Raw genomic sequence first — 21,713 nt, 5'->3', positions numbered from 1 at the left:
TGGGGGTCAGCGAACCGGACGACGAACGGGGATGGCGATGAAGCCGCAGTACTGGTTTCGGTGGTTGGTGGTGCAGGGCACGCCGCGGCTGGTCTTGAAGACCTACGCCCGGCGCGGCGAAACCGTGGCACAACTGATGTCCAGCCCCGAGGCGGTCGATGATCCGATACCACTGCTGGAATCCTTGCGCGCACAGGGACGGCTGGTGCACTCCCCCCTCGGCTGGGCGACCACCGACTACGAGGTGGTGCGGACCGTGCTGCGCGACACCACCTTCAAGGTCGCGGCGGCCGAGGGTTTCGTGCCCGGACCGCTGCGGCCGCTGATGGATCTGGCGCCGCTGCCGCCCAATCCGGTGCAGCCGCCGTCGATGCTGGTGATCGATCCGCCGGACCACACCCGGATGCGTAAACCGGTGGCCTCGGCATTCACTCCGCGCGCGATCGCCCGGCTGCGCGACCGCGTCGAATCGGTGACAACGGAACTGCTCGATGCCCTGCCCTCCGGCGGTTCGGCGGATCTGGTCGCCGATTTCGCCTCCCAGGTGCCGATCGCGATCATCTCCGAAATGCTGGGCTTCCCCGACGCCGACCGCGACCGCTTCCTGGCGTGGGGCGACGCCGTCTCGCCGATGCTCGATATCGGCATCAGCTGGCCAACCACCCGCGACGCCTCGGCGGCCATTCTGGAGATGGACCACTATCTCGACGAGCACATCGCGCGGCTGCGGCGCGAACCGGGCGAGGACATCCTGTCCGGCCTGGTGAGTTCCGGCACGCTGGACAACACCGAGTTGAAGGCCTCCGCCACGCTGCTGATGGGCGCCGGATTCGAGACCACGGTCAATTTGATCAGCAACGGCGTCGTGCAGCTGGTGAGCCATCGCGATCAGCTGGAACTGCTGCGCGAGGATCCGCAGCTGTGGCCCAACGCGATCGAGGAGATTCTGCGTTTCGACGCCCCGGTGCAGAACACCGGCCGCATTGCCGGGCGCGATGCGGAACTGGGCGGGGTCACCGTGCACCGGGGCAGCACGGTGGTGCTGTCGCTGTCGGGCGCCAACCGCGACCCGAAGGTGTTCGACGAACCGCACCGCTTCGACGTCACCCGCGCCAACGCCAAGGATCACCTGACGTTCTCCAGCGGCATCCACGCCTGCCTGGGCGCGAGCCTGGCCCGGATGGAGGGCACGTACGCGCTGCGGTCGCTGTTCGAGCGTTTCCCGAATCTCGTGCTGGCCGGTCGCCCGCAGCGCCGGCCGCTGTTCACCCTGCACGGCTACAGCCGGTTGCCGGTGCTGCTCGGTCAGCGCGCCGAACAGCCCAGCAGCGTCTGAGCCGGCTCAGCTGAAGCCGACCGCCTGGTCGCCCCAGGCGGTGTGCAGATCGTGATCGGGATCGTCGAGGACTCGATCCGCGGCGTCGACGACCAGTGTCGTGCGGGTGGATTCGCGGTAGGGCGGCCAATGCTTCGAGCCGTCCAGCGCGGCCGGCACTCCGTGCTCGGCGAAGGCCAGCCAGCGCCGCATCATCCGGCCCGAGACCTCGCTCGCGACCTTGCGACCACCCAGCCAGAAGGTCGGGTCGTGGTCGAAGGAGCCGAAATTGCCGAAGATGTACGGCAATTCGGTGGCGTGTCCGGCGCCTACACGCGCCGCCTTCAGCATCGGCGTGGCCTGATCGAAGCGATACATCCAGGTGCGGCTGTGCCGGGAATGCGCATCGGCGACCCAGTGCGCCGGCATCCGGAACGCCGCATCGGTCGACATCGCCAGCGCGCCGCGAGTCTTGGTCAGATCCGGGTAGGCGGAGGTGATTTCGGCGATGCGCTCGTGCGACATCCCGGGGTGTTCCCCCGCGACGGCATTGAGCATCGCGTTCACCGCATCCGGTGTCACCGGCATGATCGGCGAGCGGAACAGCCGGAACAGCGACGCCTCGTCCTTGTTGGTGCCGATGATCAGCGGTACGCGATGCGAGCGGCCCTGCTGGAAGCGGTCGGTCGGATAGGTGGGCAGCAGATCACCGTCCACCACCGGCGCCGCCGCCAGGCGCCCCGGCGACTGCAGCGGCACCTCGTCCAGCAGGATGCCGGCCGCGTCCACGATCCGTTCGACGGGGCATTCCAGCAGTTCCCCGGCACGTTCGGGCGGCAGATCCATCAGCTCCAGGAAGCGGCTCGCCACCCCGGCGGCCCGGTCGGGGCCGAAGACCGTCGTGGCCGGGGGGCTCTGCGCGATGGCGCGGTGGAACAGGCCCGCGGCCCGCGGCGAGGTCAGTAGCGCGGTGACGCATCCGGCGCCGGAGGATTCGCCGAAGACGGTGACGTTGCCCGGATCGCCGCCGAAGGCGGCGGCATTGTCGCGCACCCATTCCAGCGCCGCTATCTGGTCGTGCAGGCCGAGGTTGGCGACGAACCCGTCGCCCAGCGAGGACAGATCGAGGAAGCCGAGTGCGCCGAGCCGATAGTTCACCGCGACGATCACCACGTCGCCCATCTCGACCATCCGGCGGCCGTCGTAGATCGCCTGGGCCGCCGTGCCCAGACAGTAGGCGCCGCCGTGCAGCCACACCATCACCGGACGCGGCTGCACCGGCTCGGCGGCCGGCGCCCACACGGTGACCCACAGGCAGTCCTCGCCCATGCGCAGCCCCGAGTCGACGGGCACCATATCGCCCATGGTCTGCGGCGCGATCTCGCCGAATTCGGTGCAGTCACGCACTCCCGACCAGTGTTCGGGCGGTTCCGGCCGGGCGAACCGCTTCGGTCCCGCCGGTGCCGCGGCATAGGGAATGCTGCGCCACACGTGAACCGATCCCGTACGGAATCCGCGTACCGCACCGCTGGTCGTGTGGGCGACAGGTCCGGCAGTGTCCTCGACCGGGGTCGCCTCGAAGAATTGAGTGCTCATCTCGCACCTCCTCGTACTCCCTGTAACCGAGAGTACGTCCGAGATCATTCGTACCGCGTCAGCCTCGATCGATGTGGCCGAGGTCGCGGGCGGGATCGATGCGGTCGCGCACGCGCTGTTTCAGCCCGGCGACATCCGGGAAGCCGCCGTCGGCTTTGCGCTCCCAGATCTGCTCACCGTCCACGGTGATCCGGAACACTCCACCGGTTCCGGGAATCAGTGCCACCTCGTCGAGGTCGGTGCCGAAGGTGTTCAGCAACTCCTGGGCCATCCATCCGGCCCGCAGTAACCACCGGCATTGCGTGCAGTATTCGATCGCGATTCGTGCCATGCGGTGACCCTAATGAGGGTCCGGATTCCCGGTAGCCACCGCGCGGCTGTCCACGTTTACGGCAACTCCTTCGCTATCTGCATTAATCGGAAATGTATTGCCGAAATAATAATGGGAGAGCACGGGAAACTCTTTACGAGCCGGTTACGATTCGATATCTCCATCGACGTAGACCCAGCGGCCGTCTATACGAGCAAACCTGCTGCACTCGGAGAGCACACCCCGCCGGCCGTCGTATCGGTATGTGGCGCGGAATTCGACCACTCCGGTGTCGTCGAAGAGGCCGCCCGCCTCCGTAGCGAAGACCTGCAGCGACACCCAGCGCTGCGCCGGATCCAGGGCCAGCCGTCGCGGCCTGGTTCGCGGATGCCAGGTCCGCAGCAGGTAGTCGCGGTCGCCGACGGCGAAGGCGGTGTAGCGCGAACGCATCAGCGCCTCGGCGGTCGGCGCCGGGCGGGTGTCGTCCAGGCGCGGGCCGCAGCACTGCCCGAACTGTTCGCCGCTGCCGCACGGACAGCGGTCGGTGTCGTCCGGACGCTCGGGAAAGGTATCGGCCATCGGACGATTATCGCCGCCCGATATCACCTGTTCCGGCGGCGGCCGAAGACGGCGGGTACATCCGCGCGGCCGATGCGGTCGAGTTCCTCGGCCAGCCGGGCGGTCTCGTCGTACCAGTCACGCAGTTCGTGCACTGTCGGCGCGGGTTCGGAGTCGAGGTGATGTCCGGCCCGCGACAGCGTCGCCCACAATCCGGCGACCTGGCCCGACAGTTCGGAGCCGGCGCAGCTGTCCAGCGCCAGCAGCTGGGCGCGCATACTGCACCGGGCCAGCGGTGGCGACACTCGCGCCCACAGCCGGTCCACCGACTGTTCCAGCGCGATCCGCAGGATCCACACCGTAGCCCGCGACCACAGGCCGCCCGCATCGGTGACCGTGCCGTCGAGTAGTTCCGCGGCCGCCGCCAAGCGCTGGGCCACGGTCGGGCTCACGGATTCAGCCATGTCACGAATCTCTTCGTCCCCGAGATCAAATCGCCCGAGCGACGCTGGATACGGATATGGGCTCCGGCCGTGGCATCGCGCACCACCGCGCGCGCCCACGGCGCCTCCCGGTCGAGATAGTCGTTGAGATCGTCGACCCGGTCGGGCACACCGAAGACGGCCAGGGCGACCGTCTCCCAGGTAGTCCGGGCCCGATCGACGCGGCGCTGGACCTCGCGGTGGTCGACGCCGGCGGCCAGCAGTTCTCGCCGCGCGCGGGCCAACGCGGCCGCCTCGATCGCGGATCGGCAGCAGGTGATGACCAGTTCGTTCGCGATGGGCTTGGGCAACTGCCTGGTGCGCAGCAGGGCCCGCGCGTCGCCGAGATAGCGCTGCACCGGATCCTCGACCGCGCGCACCTCCACTCGCGAGTGTTCGCGCCGCTGCACGTCGAGAACCGTTGCGTCCAAACGTAACCGGCGCACCGCCTCGGCCAGCCGCTCGTCGTGGGTGAACACGATGACCTGGCGTCCGCTGCGCGCCACCGCGGCCAGCACGCGGGCGAGTCCGTCGACCTTCGCCGGATCCATCGCCTGCACCGGGTCGTCGATCATGACGAATCCGAACGGACTTTCGGCCACCGTGGCCCGCGGCAGGAACAGGGCCAGGCCCAGCGCATGCAATTCGCCCTGGCTCATCACTCCGAGAGCGGCGGCTCCGGAGTCGTCCACGGTGACGTCGAGCAGCACCTTGCGACTGGCTCCGGCGTTGCCCTGCAGGCGAATCGCGCCGAGATCCACATTGCTGCGCTGGCGCAACCCGCCCCAGATCCGGCGGGCGTGTTCGGCCAGCGGGGCGAGCCGTTCGTCGCGCAGGCCGGCGGCGGCCGACTTCAGCCAGTCCTCGGCGCGGCGGACGGTACGCAGTTCGGCATCGGCCGAGGCCACCAGCCGCGCCTCGTGCAGCCAGGTGGCGATGCGCGGGACCAGCGGCGTCCAGACCGCATCGATGCGATCGAGTTCCTTGTGCACGGCCCGCTGCAGCACCTCCAGCCGCACCGCGAGGTCGGCGTGCGCGCCGCGCATCCGGGCCGCCAGCGTGGCGCCCGCTTCGACCTCCAGCAGAGCGGACCAGGATGACCAGGCGCGACGAGCGTCCACAGGATCGATATTCGGCGCGGCGATGGTCGATTCCAGTTCCGGCGGCACCGGTTCGATCAGCGCACGGGCCGCGGCGATCGCCTCGCCCAGCGCGCCCCGGGCGGCGGTCAGGACGGCGGCGCGCCGCTCGACGGCCTCGATCCGGGCTGTCGCCTCGCGCCGCCACCGCGCGTCGAGCCGGCCGTGGCCGCAGACCGGGCAGGGGCATTCGCCGTCCTCGGCGTGTTCGCGGGCGCCACGCAGCAGGTCGACCACCCGGAGTTCGGCCTCCAGATCGCCGGTCGCCAGGTCCAGCAGCTCCGCGGTGGCCCCCTCGACCGCCTCGGCGGCCGCCTCGACCTGGGCCGGAGCCGGAATGCGCAGCCGTGCCACGGCCTGCAGTGCCGCGACACCGCCGGGGTCGTGGCGGGCGCCGGCGAGTTCGTGGGCAATCGCGGACAGATCCGGCGCGGGCGCGCGCAACATCTCGGCGACGCGCTCGGCGCGCTCGTCGGCGACGGTGATCAGTTCGTCCAGCAAAGCCTGCCGGCCGTCCCGGGACTGTTTCGCGGCGCGTTCCAATTCGATTCGGCGCGTGCGGGTCCGGTCCAAGGCGGCACTGATGTCGTCGAGCCCGAGCAGCCGATGCAGCGCGTCGAACAGATCGCTCGGACGGCCGTCGACCACCGCGCCGAGTTCGCTGTAGGACAAAAACGGCCGATACAGCTCGAGGGCGCGGGCCCAGTCCTGTGGGCGGAATCGGTCGCTGTCGCTGCCGTTTTCGCGCTGCGTCCAGCTGCCTTCGGACAGTTCGTCGCCGCCGGCCCACGTGCGCTCGATCGTGAACGGGCCGCGTTCCTGCGCGACCAGATCGATCGCGATCCGGGGATCCTGCTCGCAGTGCATATTCCGCCAGCCGTCGCGCCAGACCGCGGATCTGCCCTCCCAGCGCCGGTTGACGCCGGTGAGTGCGAGTTCCGCGGCCTCGGCGAAACTCGACTTACCCGACCCGTTGCGGCCGACCACCAGCGTCAGACCGGGGCCGGGCGCGATGCGCAGTACCGCCTCGCGACCGATTCCGCGGAAGCCGCGGACGCGGATGGCACGCAGGAATACTCCGGATCGCGGCCCGGCGCCGCCCGCCTCGGCGGACTCCCCCAGCGCCTCCAGCACCGTCTGCGCTACCTCGGGGCTCACCGACGAATCCGTCTGCAGCCGAGCCGAAACCAGGTCGCGCAGCCGCGGCGCGACCTCCCCCTGCTCTTGCCCCACTGCCCCTCCCGGCCCTCGCACACGACTCGTCGTGGCGAACGCTACCGGAGAACCGGCCCGGGCGGGACGCATGGCCATCGAACGGTCGAACCGCCCGATGTCCACCCCTCGGCCGTCCCGGCCGGGCAGTTCCACGGGTTACACCCCTGACGGGTGGCTCGGTTCAACCGAACAGATCAGAATGCCAGAGATCACGATCATTCACAACAGCGCTTGATCCTGCAATCACATTCCGCGCCACGGCAATTCGTCTCGCAATCGATGAGCGAACCCGGTGACGGCCGGCCGCACGGCGGCGTCGACGGCCGGGCGCGCGATGTTGTCGGTGGGCTCGGGTACAAATCCGTGGGTACCGAACGAACGGGGGAACACGTGACGACCTCTCCGGCCGCGACCTACGCCGTCACCGCCGACAATGTGCTGGCCCTGGCGCCCGACGCCGCATCGGTGAGCGCCGCCCGCAAGCTCACCGCCGCATGGCTGGGCACCGGCGTCCACGGCAGCTCGCTGTGGGGGCAGTGCAAGGGCAGTGGCGCCACGCCGTATCAGACGATCGTCGACCTGTCGGGGCCCGCCTATCGCTGCTCGTGCCCCAGCCGGAAATTTCCCTGCAAACATGCGCTGTCGCTGTTACTGCTCTGGTCGCAGGGCACGGTCGCGGCGTCCGACGCACCCGCCGACTTCGCGGCGGAGTGGTTGGCGGGCCGGGCCGCACGGGCCGCGAAACCGGCCGAGCCGGCCACGCGCGGCACCAAACAGTCGACGCTCGACCAGCGGCGGGCGCGAGTGACCACCGGACTCGACGATCTCGACGTCTGGCTCGGCGACCAGATCCGCACCGGCTTGGCCCAGGCCGACCATTCCGCGGCGGCCCTGGAGGCGGTGGCCGCCCGGATGGTGGATTCGCAGGCGCCGGGGGTGGCGGCAGCATTGCGGCAACTGCCGCGCCGCACCCTGGGCGTCGAACAGTGGCCGGCGATTCTGCTCAGCGAATACGCCCGGTTGCATCTGCTGATCGGCGCACACCGGCGGCTCGATGACCTGCCGCCGGCGCTGGCTGCCGGGGTACGCGCCCATATCGGCTATCCGGCCAAGGCCGAGGAGGTCCGCGGCGGCGAGCCCGCGATCCGCGACCGGTGGATGGTGCTCGGGGTGCGGATCACCGAGGAGGAACGGGTCTTCACCCGCCGCACTCTGCTGCTCGGCCGGGACACCCAACGCTGGGCACATATCCTCGACCACAGCTTCGGCAGTGCGAGTTTCGCGGGCGAGCTGCCGATTCCCGGCACCATGGTCGAGGCGGACCTGCACTACTACTCGGGGGCGATGCCGCTGCGCGCGGTGTGGGGCGTGCGCCACGGCGAGCCGGAACCGTTCACCACCATCGTCTCGGAGTCCGCGTCCATCGCCGGACAGCTCGACGCTCACGCGCGGGCACTGGGCGCCGATCCGTGGTTGCGTGGGTGGCCGATGCTGCTGGCGGACGTGGTGCCGAGCCCGGGAACCGCCGGCTGGTATCTCGCCGAGCCCGACGGCACGGCGGTGCCCATCGCCGCGACCGCCGAGGTGCCGTGGCAGTTGATCGGACTGTCGGGCGGTCATCCGCTGACGGTGATCGGTGAATGGACCGCGGCCGGATTGGTCCCGGTCTCCGCTCTGGTGGCCGGCGAACTCGTCGGGGTCGAGACCGAATCACTTCTGGGGGTACCGACCCCCGGCACCGCCGTCCCGGCCTCGTCGGAGCCGATCGTGCCGGTTGCGCTGCTGGGTACCGCCCGCCGCACCCTCGATCCCGGCGGACTGGCCGAAGCGGTGACTTCGGCCGCGCGCGCCGACACTCCGGAACATGCCGTGCTGGGGGCTGTGGCGCTCCAGGAGCTGTATCACCGCGGCGGGGTGCCACCGGCCCGAGCCGAGTTGCCGGTCCCTGCCGCCGACGACGATCGCGCCCCATTGCCGCGGGCAGCGGCACAGCGGCTGCACCACCTGCTGGCCGACGGCTCACCGATGCTCGCCGAATGGTTCGAGGCCGCGCTGCCCGGCGACCGGCGGGCACCCGACGCACTCTGCGCCACACTCCTCGAGGCAGCAAGAAGCCAAGCCGCCCTGCGGGTTCCGCTGATGCGCCTGGCGGGCGCTCGGGGGCGGTGGCTGGCGGCGCTGCATCCACGCTGGCGACCGCTGCTGCGGACCGGTGACGACGATCCCCAGGTGTGGACGCACGGCCGGCCTGCCGAACGCCGAAGTTGGCTGGAAGCCCTGCGCGCCCGCGACGCCGCGGCCGCCCGGCAGGCCCTCGCCGAAACCTGGAGCCGGGAGCCGGCGCGCGGCCGGGCCGAACTGCTGGCGGTACTGGCCGCAGGAGTCGGGCCCGAGGACGAGCCACTGCTCGAATCGGCGCTCGACGACGCGCGGCCCGACGTTCGCCGCACGGCCGCCGATCTCCTTGCCCACCTGCCTGATTCGGCCTTCGCGGAACGGATGCGCGAGCGCGCCGGCCGGTGGCTGACCGTCCGGTCCGGCCGGCTCGAGGCGCATCTGCCGCACGACCTCGACGACGCGGCTCGCCGCGACGGACTCGCCGACCGGCTCGACCCGGTGGCCTACCGCCGCGACGGCGGGGCGGACGTGGATGCCGAACGGCTGCGCCGCCTGATCGCCGCCACCCCGCTGCGACATTGGGAGCAGCTGTGCGGATCCGCGGAGGCCGCCACGGCGCTGGGGCTGCCCGACGACATCCTCGGGCCGGTCGCCGCGGGATGGGCGGAAGCGGCTCTGGCACAGGGCGATTCCCGCTGGGCGATTCCGCTGTTCGAGGTGCTGACGACCACGCCCACCCTGGGTGCGGATCCGCGGCTGCGACAGCGGTTGTTCGCGCTGCTGCCGATCGAGCGGCGGGTGCGGTACCTGTGCGGCCTGGACAGCAGTTGGCTGGCCGAACTCGAACTGCTCGTCTCGGCGCTTCCGCGGCCGTGGCCGCAGCCGCTGGCCGAACACCTGGTCCGGCTGCTGCTCGATCGCGCCCATCTGGCCGCCGCCCGTCCCGGCGCGGCCGGGCTGTCCCCCGCCTCCTATCGCACGCTGCTGCGCAGTGCCGCGATCAACTTCCCGGTCCGCGCGGTCGCGGCGGTGACCGTCGCCGCCCGCCGCTGTACGGACCCCTACTGGCAGAGCGCCTTCGACCGCCTCGGCGACGATCTGACCCAACGCACCCTGATGCTCGAGGAGCTGGCATGACCACCACCCAGAACCCACCCGCCGACCTGCTGCGTCCCCATGCCGAACAGGCCTACGCCGACGAACTCCGAGTCCTCGCCGAGGTCGACGACCGTCCGCGGCCGCCGTCGTGGCGGCTGTCGCCCTGGGCGGTGGTCACCTACCTGTTGGGCGACACCCTGCCCGACGGCACCGTGATCACCCCGAAATACGTCGGACCGCGCCGGCTGATGGAGGTGGCGGTCGCGACGCTGGCGACCGATCGGGCACTGCTGCTGCTCGGCGTACCGGGCACCGCGAAAACCTGGGTGTCCGAACATCTTTCGGCCGCCATCAGCGGCGCCTCCACCCTGCTGGTGCAGGGAACGTCCGGAACCGCCGAGGAGGCGATCCGGTACGGCTGGAACTATGCGCGCCTGCTCGCGGAAGGGCCGAGCGCCGGCGCACTGGTGCCCTCACCGGTCATGACCGCGATGCGCACCGGTGCGATCGCCCGCGTCGAGGAGCTCACCCGCATTCCCTCCGACGTGCAGGACGCCCTGATCACGGTGCTGTCGGAGAAGACGCTGCCGGTGCCCGAACTCGGTATCGAGGTGCAGGCGGCCAAGGGCTTCAACGTCATCGCCACCGCCAACGACCGCGACCGCGGCGTCAACGAACTCTCCTCCGCGCTGCGCCGCCGGTTCAACACCGTGGTGCTGCCGCTGCCCGCGGGCGAGGACGACGAGGTCGCGATCGTGACCCGCCGAGTCGAACAGCTCGGCGCCGCACTGCAATTGCCGCCGATTCCGGCTGCGGCCGAGGAAGTGCGGCGGGTGGTGCGGGTGTTCCGCGAACTGCGTTCCGGCATCACCGAGGACGGCCGGACCAAGTTGAAGTCGCCCTCGGGCACGTTGTCGACGGCAGAGGCGATTTCGGTGCTCACCAACGGCATCGCGCTCGCGGCGCACTTCGGTGACGGGGTGTTGCGCGCGAGCGATGTCGCCGGTGCGGTCCTCGGTGCGGTGATCAAGGATCCGGTCGCCGATGCCGTGGTGTGGACCGAGTACCTCGAGGCCGTCGTCCGCGAACGCCCCGACTGGTCCGATTTCTACCGCGCCTGCCGCGAGGTGCACGGGTGAGCGGCGACGCCGTCGCGCTCGACGAGCCGCAGACCCGGATCTTCGGCATCCGCCACCACGGTCCCGGGTCGGCGCGCTCGCTGTCCTGGGCGCTGGAACGTTTCCGCCCGGATGCGATCCTCATCGAAGGCCCGGCCGATGCCGACCCGCTGGTCGCCTACGTCGCCGCCGACGGTATGGAACCGCCGGTGGCATTGCTGGCCTACGCTCCGAACGAACCTTCGCGAGCCGCCTTCTGGCCGTTCGCGGTGTTCTCCCCGGAATGGCAGGCGCTGCGGTACGCGTCCGAACACGCTGTCCCCGTGAGCTTCTGCGATCTTCCGGCCACCCACACCCTCGCCCTCGACACCGAGCCGGGTGACAGCGGTGATCCGCTGGCCGCGCTGGCCGCCGCGGGCGGATACGACGATCCGGAGCGGTGGTGGGACGCCGTCATCGAATCGTCGTCGAATCCCACCGGGGACGGCACCGACATCTTCGAGGCCATCACCGAGGCCATGGGCGCACTGCGCGCCGCGGCCGGAGACGGTCCTGCCCGGGCGGCGTCGGAGACGGATCCCGGAGCCGACCCGCCGCCACCGTCCGACCTCGATCGGCACGCCACACATGCCTTCGACACGGAAGATACTGCGCCACAGCAGGATTCATCCGCGCCCACGGAGCTCCTGCCCGGTGGCATCGACCTGCGCACCTTGCAGCGCGAAGCGTATATGCGGCAGGTCATCCGCCGGACGCTCAAAAGCGGTGCGCGCCGGATCGCGGTGGTCTGCGGGGCGTGGCACGCCCCGGCGCTGGCGGGCAAACTCGGTCCGGCGGCGGCCGATTCCCGCCTGCTCAAGGGTCTGCCGAAGGTGAAGGCCACGCTCACCTGGGTGCCGTGGACCCACTCGCGGCTGGCCGGCTCGTCCGGATACGGCGCGGGCATCACCTCGCCCGGCTGGTACCACCACCTGTTCACACGGATCGACGACCCGATCGCCCGCTGGTTCACCCGGGTGGCCGGCGCGCTGCGCGCCCGTGACCTGCCGGTTTCCAGTGCGCACATCATCGAGTCGGTGCGACTGGCCGACACTCTGGCCGCGCTGCGTGGTCGTCCCGCGCCGGGGTTGTCCGAGGTCACCGATGCCACGCGGTCGGTGCTCTGCGACGGCGACGAGTCGATGCTGCGGTTCGTCAGCGACGAACTGGTGGTCGGCGAGGCGCTCGGTTCGGTGCCCGAGAGCACGCCGACCGTCCCGCTGGATGCCGACCTGCGCGCGCAGGCGCGCACCCTGCGGCTCAAACAGCAGGCTCTGGCCCAGCAGTTGGACCTCGATCTGCGCAAGGACCGCGATGTGGCCAGGTCACATCTGCTACATCGGCTGCGACTGCTCGGAATCGACTGGGGCACACCCGTCACCGGCGAGGTCCGCAATACCGGCACCTTCCGCGAATCGTGGGCGCTGCGGTGGGAACCGGGCCTGTCGGTCGCGGTCATCGAGGCATCGCGCTGGGGCACAACCATCCGCACCGCGGCCGAGGCGAAGATCCTCGACCGCGCCGGCGCCTCCGACGCCACGGTCGCCGATATCAGCGCGGCCCTGGAGACCGCGCTCCTGGCCGACCTCGGCGGCGCGGTGGACCGTCTGGTCGCTCGCCTGGAGGCGGTGGCCGCGCTGGATCACGACGTCACGCACCTGCTGGCCGCACTGCCCGGACTGATCCGCACCCTGCGCTACGGCGACGTCCGCAGCACCGACCTCGGCGCGCTGGCGCGAGTCGCCGACGGCCTGCTCCTGCGCATCTGCGCCGGGTTGCCCGGCGCCGCCACCGGTCTCGACACCGATGCCGCCACCGAACTGCGCGGCCTGATCGACGCCACCCACGTCGCCATCGCGACCCGTGACGATGCGGACGCCACCCGGTCCTGGCTGGCGGCACTGGGCCTGGTGGCCGACCGCGACGATGTGCACGGGGCGCTGGTGGGCCGCGCGGTTCGATTGCTCTGCGATGCGGAAATCATCGCCGACGCCGAGGCCGCGCGTCGGCTGTCGGCGGCCCTGTCGATCGGCCACAGCCCGGCCGAGAAGGCGGCGTGGATCGACGGCTTCCTGGGCGGGCGTGGCCTGCTGCTCGTCCACGACCGAGACCTGTTGCGGCGCATCGACTCCTGGCTGCGCGAGCTGGACGAGGAGCAATTCGTCGCGACCCTGCCGCTGCTGCGGCGCACCTTCGGCGCTTTCGAGGCGGGAGAACGACAGGCCATCGCCCGAGCCGTCCGGGACGGCACGCCCGCGGCCGCGCCGCAGCGCGACCACTCCGGGCCGGACGCCGCCCGCGGCGTGCTGGCCCTGCACGCGGCGACCGAAATTCTGGCGGGCGCACGATGATTCGAGCCGAGAGGAGCCGACGATGACCCATATCGAATCGGATGAGGTGCAGGCCCGGCGCTGGCGACTGGTCCTCGGCGCTCCCGCCGAGGCGGGGCTGGGCGGGCTCGGTACCGCCGAGGACGCGGCAATGGACCGGGCGCTGTCGGCGCTCTACAACGGCGACGAGCACGCGCCGTCGGACAAGCGCGCCGCCGGCCTGGGTGGTTCGGCGCCGAAGGTCGCCCGCTGGCTGGGCGATATCCGCACCTACTTTCCGTCGACGGTGGTCGAGGTCATGCAACGCGACGCCATCGACCGGCTGCAACTCACGCAACTGCTGCTCGAGCCCGAACTGCTCGAGGCGGTCGAACCCGACGTCCAGCTCGTCGGCACCCTGCTCAGCCTGAACCGCATGATGCCCGAAACCACCCGCGCCACAGCACGAGTCGTGGTCGAGAAGGTGGTGCGCGACATCGAACGCCGGCTCGCCGCGCGCACCGTGGCCGCGGTGTCCAGTGCGCTGAACCGCGCGGCGCGGGTGTCGCGGCCACGGCTGCGCGATATCGACTGGGATCGGACGATTCGCCGCAACCTCGCCCACTATCTGCCCGAACACCGCACGGTGGTGCCGCAGCAACTGGTCGGATACGGGCGCAAGGCGCAGGCTGTTCGGCGGGAGGTGGTGCTCGCAATCGACCAATCGGGGTCCATGGCGGCCAGCGTCGTCTATGCCTCCGTCTTCGGTGCGGTACTCGCCTCCATGCGCTCGCTGAAGACCTCACTGGTGGTCTTCGACACGGCCGTGGTGGATCTCACCGAGCAACTGTCGGATCCGGTGGATGTGCTGTTCGGCACACAGCTCGGCGGCGGAACCGATATCAACCGGGCCATCGCCTACTGCGGGCAACTCGTCACCCGTCCGGCCGACACGCTGTTCGTCCTGATCTCCGACCTGTACGAGGGTGGAATTCGCGACGAGATGTTGCGGCGGATCTCGGCGATGAAGGAGGCGGGCGTCCAGGTCCTGGTACTGCTCGCGCTCTCCGACGAGGGCGCCCCGGCCTACGACCACGACAACGCCGCCGCGCTCGCCGCGCTCGGAGTGCCCGCCTTCGCGTGCACTCCCGACCGCTTTCCCGACCTGCTGTCGGTGGCCCTCGACCGCGGCGACGTGGCGACCTGGGCCCGATCCAACGCGAGCCGCCGATGATCACCCGACCGGCGCCCGTGTCCGGCGCCACCGAAAGGTCTTGCCGGACCGCAACTCTCACCGGCAGCACAGTCGCGCGGCGACTACCTGCTGTTCTCGGCGGGGTACGGCCGATTTCCTCCGTACGGGCCGCGCAGTTCGGCGGGCCGCGCGCCGGCGCGGAAATCGACGCGATAACTTGGACCGGTGTTGAAGAATTCCGTGGCCACGACGGCAGGAGCATGGCGGGTAGGTGACGGCACTGCGGTGTCATTTCGCGAGGCGGCGGTGGCCTGGGCATTGGCCGCACATGCCGAACTGGCCGAAACCGCGACCGGATACGGGCATTTCATCACTGTGAACGAGTTGGCCGAACGGATTCAGGACGTGTCCGGGGTGCATACCGAGGCGCCGACACGCACCTGGATGGCCGCGATTCTGCGGAAGGTCGCGCGGCGCTGCCACGGCGCCGGTGAGCCGCCGCTGACCGCGCTGTGCGTACGCCAGAACCACACCGTCGGCGACGATTACAAGTACGTGCTCGAACTCGCCGGTCTGCCGATTCCCGACGATCTCGAACTGCATGCGGCCTACGCCCGCTGGCAGTGCTATCAGCACTACGGCGCGGAGATGCCCGCCGAGGTCGGCGTTCCGCCGCTGACGCCGAAGGTGGACGCGCGCCGTCGCGGTCGCAGCGCGACCAAAACCGTGATGGCACAGGAGGAGAAGACTTCCGAGCCGCGGCCGGCGGTCTGCTCGCAGTGCTTCATCCAGCTGCCTGCCGGCGGCGTCTGCCAGTACTGCGTCTGAGCGTGATCCGGGTACGGCCGCTGAGCGCAGGCGCTCAGCGGCCGTACCCTCACCGTCACAGATCGGCGATCGCCGCCAGCGGTGGTGTGCGCGCGGCGCGCACGGCCGGCCACAGCGCCGCCAGCACACCGACCACGGCCGAGCCGATCAACATGCCCACGATCTGGCCCCACGGCACGGTGATCGTGCTCAACCCCAGATCCGACAGCGTGCGCAGGAATCCGACGCCGAGTCCCAGCCCGAGGACCACCCCGACCACGGCACCGAAGACCGCGATCAGCATGGATTCGAGATAGATCGTGCGCCGGACCTGTGGGCGCTGCATGCCGACCGCACGGAGCATGCCGATCTCGCGCCGCCGCTCGACGACCGAGAGGGCGAGCGTATTCACGATGCCGAGAATCGCGATCACCACCGCCAATGCCAGCAGCCCGTAGAGGATGGCGAGCATGGTGTTGATCTGTTTGCCCTGTGCGCCTTTGAATTCCTCGCGGTCCTGCACCTGCACCACCACGTAGGACGCGGTCGCCTTCTCCAGGTTGCCCCGCATCGCGGCGACGTCGTCGCCCGGCGCGGCCTTGACCAGCACGATCAGGTCGGTGCGGAACGCCACCGGCATCACCTGGTTGTAGAGGTCCGGCGCCACCACCAGGGGGCCGAGCAGCTGGCTGTCGGCATAGATGCCGGCGACGGTCACCGAGAACTTCTTGTTGTCCACACTGGTGACCTCGACGCGGTCACCCGCATGCCAATTGCGTTTGCCCGCTTCGGTTTCCGACACCAGCAGGGAGTCGCCGGTGAGGTTGTCGGTGCCGTGGCGGATGTCGTAGCGCAGGACCTGCCCCATCGGCGCGTCCGGCGAGGTGCCGGTGACCTGGTCGTCGCCCACCCGCAGCGCGACCCCGCGGAAGGCCACCACGTCGGAAACCCCGGGGACCGAGCGCGCCGCCTCCGCGGCGCCCAGCGGCACACCGATCATCTGCGGCCCGGCCAGGACGTAGTCGGCGTTCACACCCTTGTCGACGAGTTCGCCGACACTGGCCTTCGCCGAGGCGCCGAGCATGCCGATCGCCGAGACCAGCATCAGCCCCAAGGTGAGCGCGAACGCCGTGGCGGCGGTGCGGCGTGGGTTGCGCATCGCGTTGTTGCGCGCCATCGCGCCGATCGAGCCGAACGGACGTACCAGCAGGCTCAGCGCTCCGACCACCGGTCGCGACAATGCCGGTGAGGCGAACAGGACCGCGAAAATCAAAGCGGCCGCGCCGACTCCGACCGTGGCCGCGGCATTGCCGCCGGTGTTGCGGGCCCCGAGCACCACCAGCACCACACCGATCACCGCCAGGACCGCACCGATCAGCGTGCGCACGCGCAGCGATTCACCGACCGAGGCGAACTCCTCGCGCATCGCCTCCACCGGCGGAATCTTGGCCGCCCGCCGAGCGGGTGCGTAGGCGCTGGCCACCGTCACCACCAGGCCGATGCCGATCGCCGTCAGCACGGTCCGCGGCAAGACCTGCATGGTTCCGGTGGGCAGTCCGAGGTCGAAGGCGTTGAGCAGCGCGGACAGCCCGAACGCCAGCCCGATGCCGCCGGCCAGTCCGAGCAGACTGCCGATCAGGCCGATGACGAAGGCCTCCGCCACCACCGACAAGCCGACCTGACGCCGCCCGGCCCCGACCGCTCGCAACAGCGCCAGCTCCCGCAATCGCTGTGCCACGATCATCGAGAAGGTGTTGTAGATGATGAAGGTGCCGACCAGCAGCGCGATCGCGCCGAAGGCGAGCAGGAAGTAGTTGACGAATTTCAGCGCGTTGCCGACCTGGGCCTTCAGATCGGCGCGCACCTGATCGCCGTTCATGACCTTGTAATCGGGCGCCACCTTCGCAATCCGGTCGCGCAATGTATCCGGGGACACCCCGGGCACCGCGGCCACATCCACGTAGGCGACATGCGCTCCGTCGGTGAACAGTTCCCGGGCCTGCGCGTCGTCGAACAGCAGCCCGATGAATCCGCCGGTGTCCGAGGACACGGTGTAGATGCCGCTGACGGTCATATCGATGGTGCCGCGGGAAGGAATCAGCACCTTGGCCTTGTCACCCACGTGCAATCCGGCCCGGTCCGCCCCACCGGAATTGATCGCGATCTGCCCCGGTGTCACCGGCGCCACTCCGTCGACGAAATGCTCCGGGTCGGCGATCGCCTTGTCCGGCGGCAGATAGGACCGGCCCCAGCTCGGCGCGCCGCCCGTCTGCACCGCATGCCCGTCCTTCAGCAGAACGATCGGTCCCTGCACCGCCGGCGCCACCGCGCGCACGCCGTCGGTCGCGGCGACCTTGGCGACCAGGTCGTTCGGAACACCCAGCGACTGGCTGTGTTTCGGCTCCACCCGTACGTCGACGCCCTTGGCCTGGTCGGCGAAGATGCCGTCGAAGGTGCGCTGCAGGGTGTCGGTGAAGACGAAAGAGCCTGCGACGAAGGCGGTTCCGAGCACGACCGAGAGCAATGTCAGCGCCAGCCGCACCTTGTGCGCGGCCAGATTACGCAAGGCCACCTTGCGCATCGGCGATCCAGCCATGGCGCTATGCCTCCAGGGATTTCATGCGGTCCAGCACCGACTCCGCTGTCGGATCCCGCAATTCGTCGACGATGCGCCCGTCGGCGAGGAAGATCACGCGGTCGGCGTAGGAGGCGGCATGGGGTTCGTGCGTGACGATCACGACCGTCTGGCCGAATTCGTCGACCGCCGCCCGCAGAATCGACAGCACCTCCCCGGAGGACCGCGAATCGAGGTTGCCGGTCGGCTCGTCGCCGAAGATGATGTCGGGCCGGCCGACCAGCGCCCGCGCACACGCGACACGCTGCTGCTGCCCGCCCGACAACTCACTCGGCCGGTGGTCGAGGCGGTCCCCCAGACCGAGACGTTCGATCACGGTGTCCAGCCACTCCTGATCGGGTTTGCGGCCCGCGATATCCAGCGGCAGGGTGATGTTCTCCAGCGCGGTCAGCGTCGGCACCAGGTTGAACGCCTGGAAGACGAAGCCAATGCGGTCGCGGCGCAGGCGCGTCATCTGCTTGTCCGACAGACCGGTCAGCGCGGTGTCGCCGATGCACACCGTGCCGGAGGTGGCGCTGTCCAGTCCGGCCAGGCAATGCATCAACGTCGATTTTCCGGAGCCGGACGGGCCCATGATCGCGGTGAACTCCCGCTGGGCGAAATCGGCCGAAACCCCGTCGAGGGCGCGGACCTGGGTGTCTCCGGATCCGTACAGTTTCGTCAGGTCGGTGGCGCGGGCCGCGAGCGTGGTCGCCGCGGCGGGTTCGGTGCCCAGGGCATCGGCAGTCATGGTCTCCAGTCTGGCCAAACCGGCGTGCGGGCGCCATCAGGATTTCCCCCCAATACCTGGGGCGCATTTCCCGGGCCCCGCCGGGGATCCCGCAGCGCCGAGCTTCCGCGCACCTATCCTCGTGCGCATGGCTGCGCTCACCCCGGTCCTGCTGATGCTCGTCGGTGGGATCGCGCTGGCGCAGTACGGCCTTCTGCGCTGGATTTCGGCCGCCCGATTGCTTCTGCCGGCGGTGGTCCTCGGCCTCGCCGCACAACTCACCCACGACGCGATCGACGGTGGCGGCATCACCCGCATCGACGAACCCGTCACCGACTGGGTGATCGACCATCGCATCGGTTGGCTGAACCCGGTGATGCGGACACTCACCGATTTCGGCGGCGTCGCCGCGATGACGGCCCTGACCATCGTGGCCTGCGCCTGGTTCGGCGTGCGGCGGCAGTGGGCGCGGCTGCTGACCACGGCCGCGGTGGGCGTCGGGACAGCGGTGATCGGTGCCGTGCTGAAGTCGGCTATCGGGCGGCACCGGCCGCCCGCGATCGATCAGCTGGTCACCGAGACCAGTCCGTCGTTCCCGTCCGGTCACACCTTGGGGAGTACCGCGGTGGTCGGGGTGCTGGCCGCCATGGTCGTGCTCTCGCCGTGCGGCCGGATGGCCCGCGTCGCCGCGGTCGCGGTCGCGGCACTGTTCGCGGTGATGATCGGCCTGACCAGGATTTATCTCGGCGTGCACTGGACCACCGACGTGCTGGCCGGTTGGTCGATCGGGCTGATCTGGCTCGCGCTGTGCCTCGGCCCCTACCTGTGGTGGCGGGCGCGGGTCAACTCGAGAGCGCAGCCAGCAGAACCAGAACCACCAGCAGCAGCACCACCGCGCCGACGATGATGCCGATGATGAGCCCGGTATTCGATGTGTTCTGCGCCGGGACCGGTCGCATCGGCTGCATCGGCGCCGGCGGCGGCTGTCCGTAAGGCTGGTTGTACTGGTTGTACTGCCCGGAGGCTCCGTACGGCTGCGGCTGATTCGCCGGACGCGCGGCGGTGGCGGGATACGGCTGCGGCACGGGCCCGTGGTGCGGCATCGGTTGGGGCCGGGCCGCGTGCGGCATCGACGGACCGGTCGCCGGCCGATGCACGACCGGCTGTCCCGGCCCGGTGCCCGGCCGGCCCGTCGTCGGCATCGGCGGACCGGTGTAGGGGCGCCCGACCGTCGGCATCCGCGGCGCACTGGCCGGGGACAACGCCTGGCGGGCGGCGGCGGCGAACTCCGCACAGCTGCCGAATCGGTCGCCCGCACGCTTCTGCATCGCCTTCAGCAGGACCGCGTCCAGGCTCGCGGGCAGGCCGGGTCGCACACTGCTCAGCGCGGGCGGCGGCCCCTGCAGATGGCCGCGGATCACCGCCGCCGGATTCGGCGCGTTGAACGGTCCCCGGCCGGTGAACAGCCAGAACAGGCTGCACGCCAGTGAGTACTGGTCCGAACTGCCGTCCAGCGGCGCGCCGGTGAGCTGTTCGGGTGAGGCATAGGCCAGGGTCGCGGTGAAGGTTCCGGTCTGGGTGAGGTGACCGCCGTCGTCGCGCAGGCGGGCGATGCCGAAGTCGGTGAGATACACCCGCTCGCCCTTGCCTCCGGTGGAACGGGCCAGCAACATGTTGCCGGGCTTCACATCCCGGTGCATGACCCCGTTGCCGTGCGCGTAGTCCAGCGCCTCGGCCACCTCGGCGATGATCTGCACGGCCCGCTCGGGTGGCAGCTTCTTCGGGTCCACACTGGCGGCGTCGATACCGTCGATGTACTGCATCGAGATCCAGAGCTGACCGTCCTCGAGGCCGCGATCGTAGACCGTGACGACCTTGGGATGATCGAGTTGGGCGACCAGATCGGCCTCGCGCTCGAAGCGGGCCCGGATCTCCGGATCGGCGACCATCTCGCGGTTGAGCAACTTCAGCGCGGTCATCCGCGGCAACCGCGGGTGTTTGGCCAGATAGACCTGCCCCATACCGCCGCGGCCCAACAGTCGTTCGATGACGTAGCCCGCGAACACATCACCGTTGGCCAGCATGCCCCGCTCCCACTTCCCGTGCCGGAATCCCCGAAACCATAGCAGTCCACCGGAACCGGCATTCTCGATCGACGGGGCCGCCGGCCCGCGTGAACAACGGGTCACCGCTTGTCGCTGCGGGCTGTCGGTGCCTACCGATACGCTCTCTGCCATGCGTATTGGAGCACACGTCCGTCAAGACAGTGATCCGATCGGCTTCGGCGAGCGATTGGGTGCCGACGTCATCCAGATGTTCGTCGTGGATCCGCAGGGCTGGGACAAACCGCAGCCGCATCCGCGCACGGAGGAGATCAAATCCAGCCCCATCGACGTGGTGGTGCATTCCTCCTATCAGATCAACGTGGCCAGTACGAACAACAGGTTGCGCATGCCCTCGCGCAACGCGGTCGCGCAGCAGGCGCAGGCCGCCGCCGATCTGGGCGCGTTCGGCCTGGTCGTGCACGGCGGGCACGTGCGTTCGGATGCCGAGATCGAGGCCGGAATCGTCAACTGGCGCAAGCTGTTCGAGCGCCAGCAGGACAAAGGCGGGTTCGCGGTGCCGATCCTCATCGAGAACACCGCCGGCGGTAATCACGCCATGGCACGTCATTTCGATTCGATCGCCCGGCTGTGGGATGCGGTCGGCGACTTCGGCGCGGGCTTCTGCCTCGACACCTGCCACGCCTGGGCGGGTGGTGAGGAGTTGGTCGGCGTGGTCGATCGGATCCGCGCGATCACCGGCCGCATCGATCTGGTGCATCTGAACTCCTCGCGCGACGACTTCAACTCCGGCGCCGACCGGCACGCCAACTTCGCCGACGGCACCATCGATCCGCAATTGCTCGCCGAGGTGTGCCGGACCGCCGACGCACCCGTGGTGCTGGAAACACCGGCCGAGGGCGTCGCCGAGGACCTCGCCTACCTGCGCGAACACCTCGGCTGAGCAAGGTCGGCCGGGCGCAGCGCCGGCGCCGCCTTTGTGATCGCGCTGACCGTAAACCTGGTCG

General features: G+C 70.0%; 16 protein-coding genes. 8 read left to right on the top strand and 8 right to left on the bottom strand.

Annotation, left to right across the window (positions count from 1 at the left end; genetic code table 11):
- Window positions 1-31 precede the first annotated feature (31 nt).
- Entirely contained in the window at window positions 32-1,336 is a 1,305-nt protein-coding gene (locus tag A5780_RS36235; RefSeq protein WP_369829572.1) for a cytochrome P450, read from the top strand.
- Between the two features lie 6 nt (window positions 1,337-1,342).
- Here A5780_RS36235 and A5780_RS36230 read toward each other — a convergent pair whose 3' ends face one another.
- The 5 genes from A5780_RS36230 to A5780_RS36210 form a co-directional block, all read right to left on the bottom strand.
- Entirely contained in the window at window positions 1,343-2,911 is a 1,569-nt protein-coding gene (locus A5780_RS36230; RefSeq protein WP_064911281.1) for a carboxylesterase/lipase family protein, read from the bottom strand.
- Between the two features lie 58 nt (window positions 2,912-2,969).
- Window positions 2,970-3,242 (bottom strand): SelT/SelW/SelH family protein, encoded by a 273-nt coding sequence (locus A5780_RS36225; RefSeq protein WP_030514989.1) that lies wholly within the window; start codon window positions 3,240-3,242, stop codon window positions 2,970-2,972.
- A 144-nt stretch (window positions 3,243-3,386) separates the two neighbouring features.
- Window positions 3,387-3,800 (bottom strand): YchJ family protein, encoded by a 414-nt coding sequence (locus A5780_RS36220; protein WP_063016944.1) that lies wholly within the window; start codon window positions 3,798-3,800, stop codon window positions 3,387-3,389.
- 23 nt (window positions 3,801-3,823) lie between these two features.
- A complete protein-coding gene (locus A5780_RS36215; RefSeq protein WP_064911280.1) occupies window positions 3,824-4,243 on the bottom strand; it encodes a hypothetical protein in 420 nt (139 codons plus the stop codon).
- Window positions 4,228-6,633: an AAA family ATPase gene (locus A5780_RS36210; RefSeq protein WP_227462689.1), complete on the bottom strand. Its 2,406-nt coding sequence runs from the start codon at window positions 6,631-6,633 to the stop codon at window positions 4,228-4,230. Before A5780_RS36210 ends, A5780_RS36215 begins: the two co-directional genes overlap by 16 nt.
- A 261-nt stretch (window positions 6,634-6,894) precedes the next feature.
- Here A5780_RS36210 and A5780_RS36205 point away from each other — a divergent pair, with 261 nt between their 5' ends.
- From A5780_RS36205 to A5780_RS36185, 5 genes are all read left to right on the top strand, one after another.
- The gene (locus tag A5780_RS36205; RefSeq protein WP_082976923.1) at window positions 6,895-9,870 is read left to right on the top strand and encodes an SWIM zinc finger family protein; all 2,976 of its coding nucleotides are present in this window, start codon (window positions 6,895-6,897) and stop codon (window positions 9,868-9,870) included.
- Window positions 9,867-10,970 carry an AAA family ATPase gene (locus tag A5780_RS36200; RefSeq protein WP_064911278.1) on the top strand — a complete coding sequence of 368 codons (1,104 nt, stop codon included), beginning with the start codon at window positions 9,867-9,869 and terminating at the stop codon, window positions 10,968-10,970. The genes A5780_RS36205 and A5780_RS36200 overlap by 4 nt, the downstream gene beginning before the upstream one ends.
- Window positions 10,949-13,339, top strand: coding sequence for a DUF5682 family protein (locus A5780_RS36195; protein WP_082976929.1), 2,391 nt, complete (start codon window positions 10,949-10,951; stop codon window positions 13,337-13,339). Before A5780_RS36200 ends, A5780_RS36195 begins: the two co-directional genes overlap by 22 nt.
- 22 nt (window positions 13,340-13,361) lie before the next feature.
- Window positions 13,362-14,531 (top strand): VWA domain-containing protein, encoded by a 1,170-nt coding sequence (locus A5780_RS36190; RefSeq protein WP_064911276.1) that lies wholly within the window; start codon window positions 13,362-13,364, stop codon window positions 14,529-14,531.
- A 246-nt stretch (window positions 14,532-14,777) separates the two neighbouring features.
- Window positions 14,778-15,320 carry a hypothetical protein gene (locus A5780_RS36185; protein WP_036524139.1) on the top strand — a complete coding sequence of 181 codons (543 nt, stop codon included), beginning with the start codon at window positions 14,778-14,780 and terminating at the stop codon, window positions 15,318-15,320.
- Between the two features lie 55 nt (window positions 15,321-15,375).
- Here A5780_RS36185 and A5780_RS36180 read toward each other — a convergent pair whose 3' ends face one another.
- Window positions 15,376-17,895, bottom strand: coding sequence for an ABC transporter permease (locus A5780_RS36180; RefSeq protein ID WP_064911275.1), 2,520 nt, complete (start codon window positions 17,893-17,895; stop codon window positions 15,376-15,378).
- Between the two features lie 4 nt (window positions 17,896-17,899).
- Complete coding sequence (locus tag A5780_RS36175) at window positions 17,900-18,664, bottom strand: ABC transporter ATP-binding protein (protein ID WP_063016899.1); 765 nt, start codon at window positions 18,662-18,664, stop codon at window positions 17,900-17,902.
- Between the two features lie 127 nt (window positions 18,665-18,791).
- Here A5780_RS36175 and A5780_RS36170 point away from each other — a divergent pair, with 127 nt between their 5' ends.
- Window positions 18,792-19,550: a phosphatase PAP2 family protein gene (locus tag A5780_RS36170; RefSeq protein WP_063016901.1), complete on the top strand. Its 759-nt coding sequence runs from the start codon at window positions 18,792-18,794 to the stop codon at window positions 19,548-19,550.
- On the opposite strand, the gene A5780_RS36165 is transcribed toward A5780_RS36170, so the two are convergent.
- Window positions 19,486-20,727: a serine/threonine-protein kinase gene (locus A5780_RS36165; protein WP_082976921.1), complete on the bottom strand. Its 1,242-nt coding sequence runs from the start codon at window positions 20,725-20,727 to the stop codon at window positions 19,486-19,488. The two genes, A5780_RS36170 and A5780_RS36165, sit on opposite strands and share 65 nt — an antisense overlap.
- A 151-nt stretch (window positions 20,728-20,878) precedes the next feature.
- On the opposite strand from A5780_RS36165, the gene A5780_RS36160 reads away from it, so the two are divergent.
- Window positions 20,879-21,649 carry a deoxyribonuclease IV gene (locus A5780_RS36160; protein WP_063016902.1) on the top strand — a complete coding sequence of 257 codons (771 nt, stop codon included), beginning with the start codon at window positions 20,879-20,881 and terminating at the stop codon, window positions 21,647-21,649.
- Window positions 21,650-21,713: the final 64 nt, after the last annotated feature.

Source organism: Nocardia sp. 852002-20019_SCH5090214 (assembly GCF_001665865.1).
Taxonomy (GTDB): domain Bacteria; phylum Actinomycetota; class Actinomycetes; order Mycobacteriales; family Mycobacteriaceae; genus Nocardia; species Nocardia nova.
Note: the sequence above shows the minus strand (reverse complement) of the source record. Positions and strands in the feature narration are given on the sequence as shown.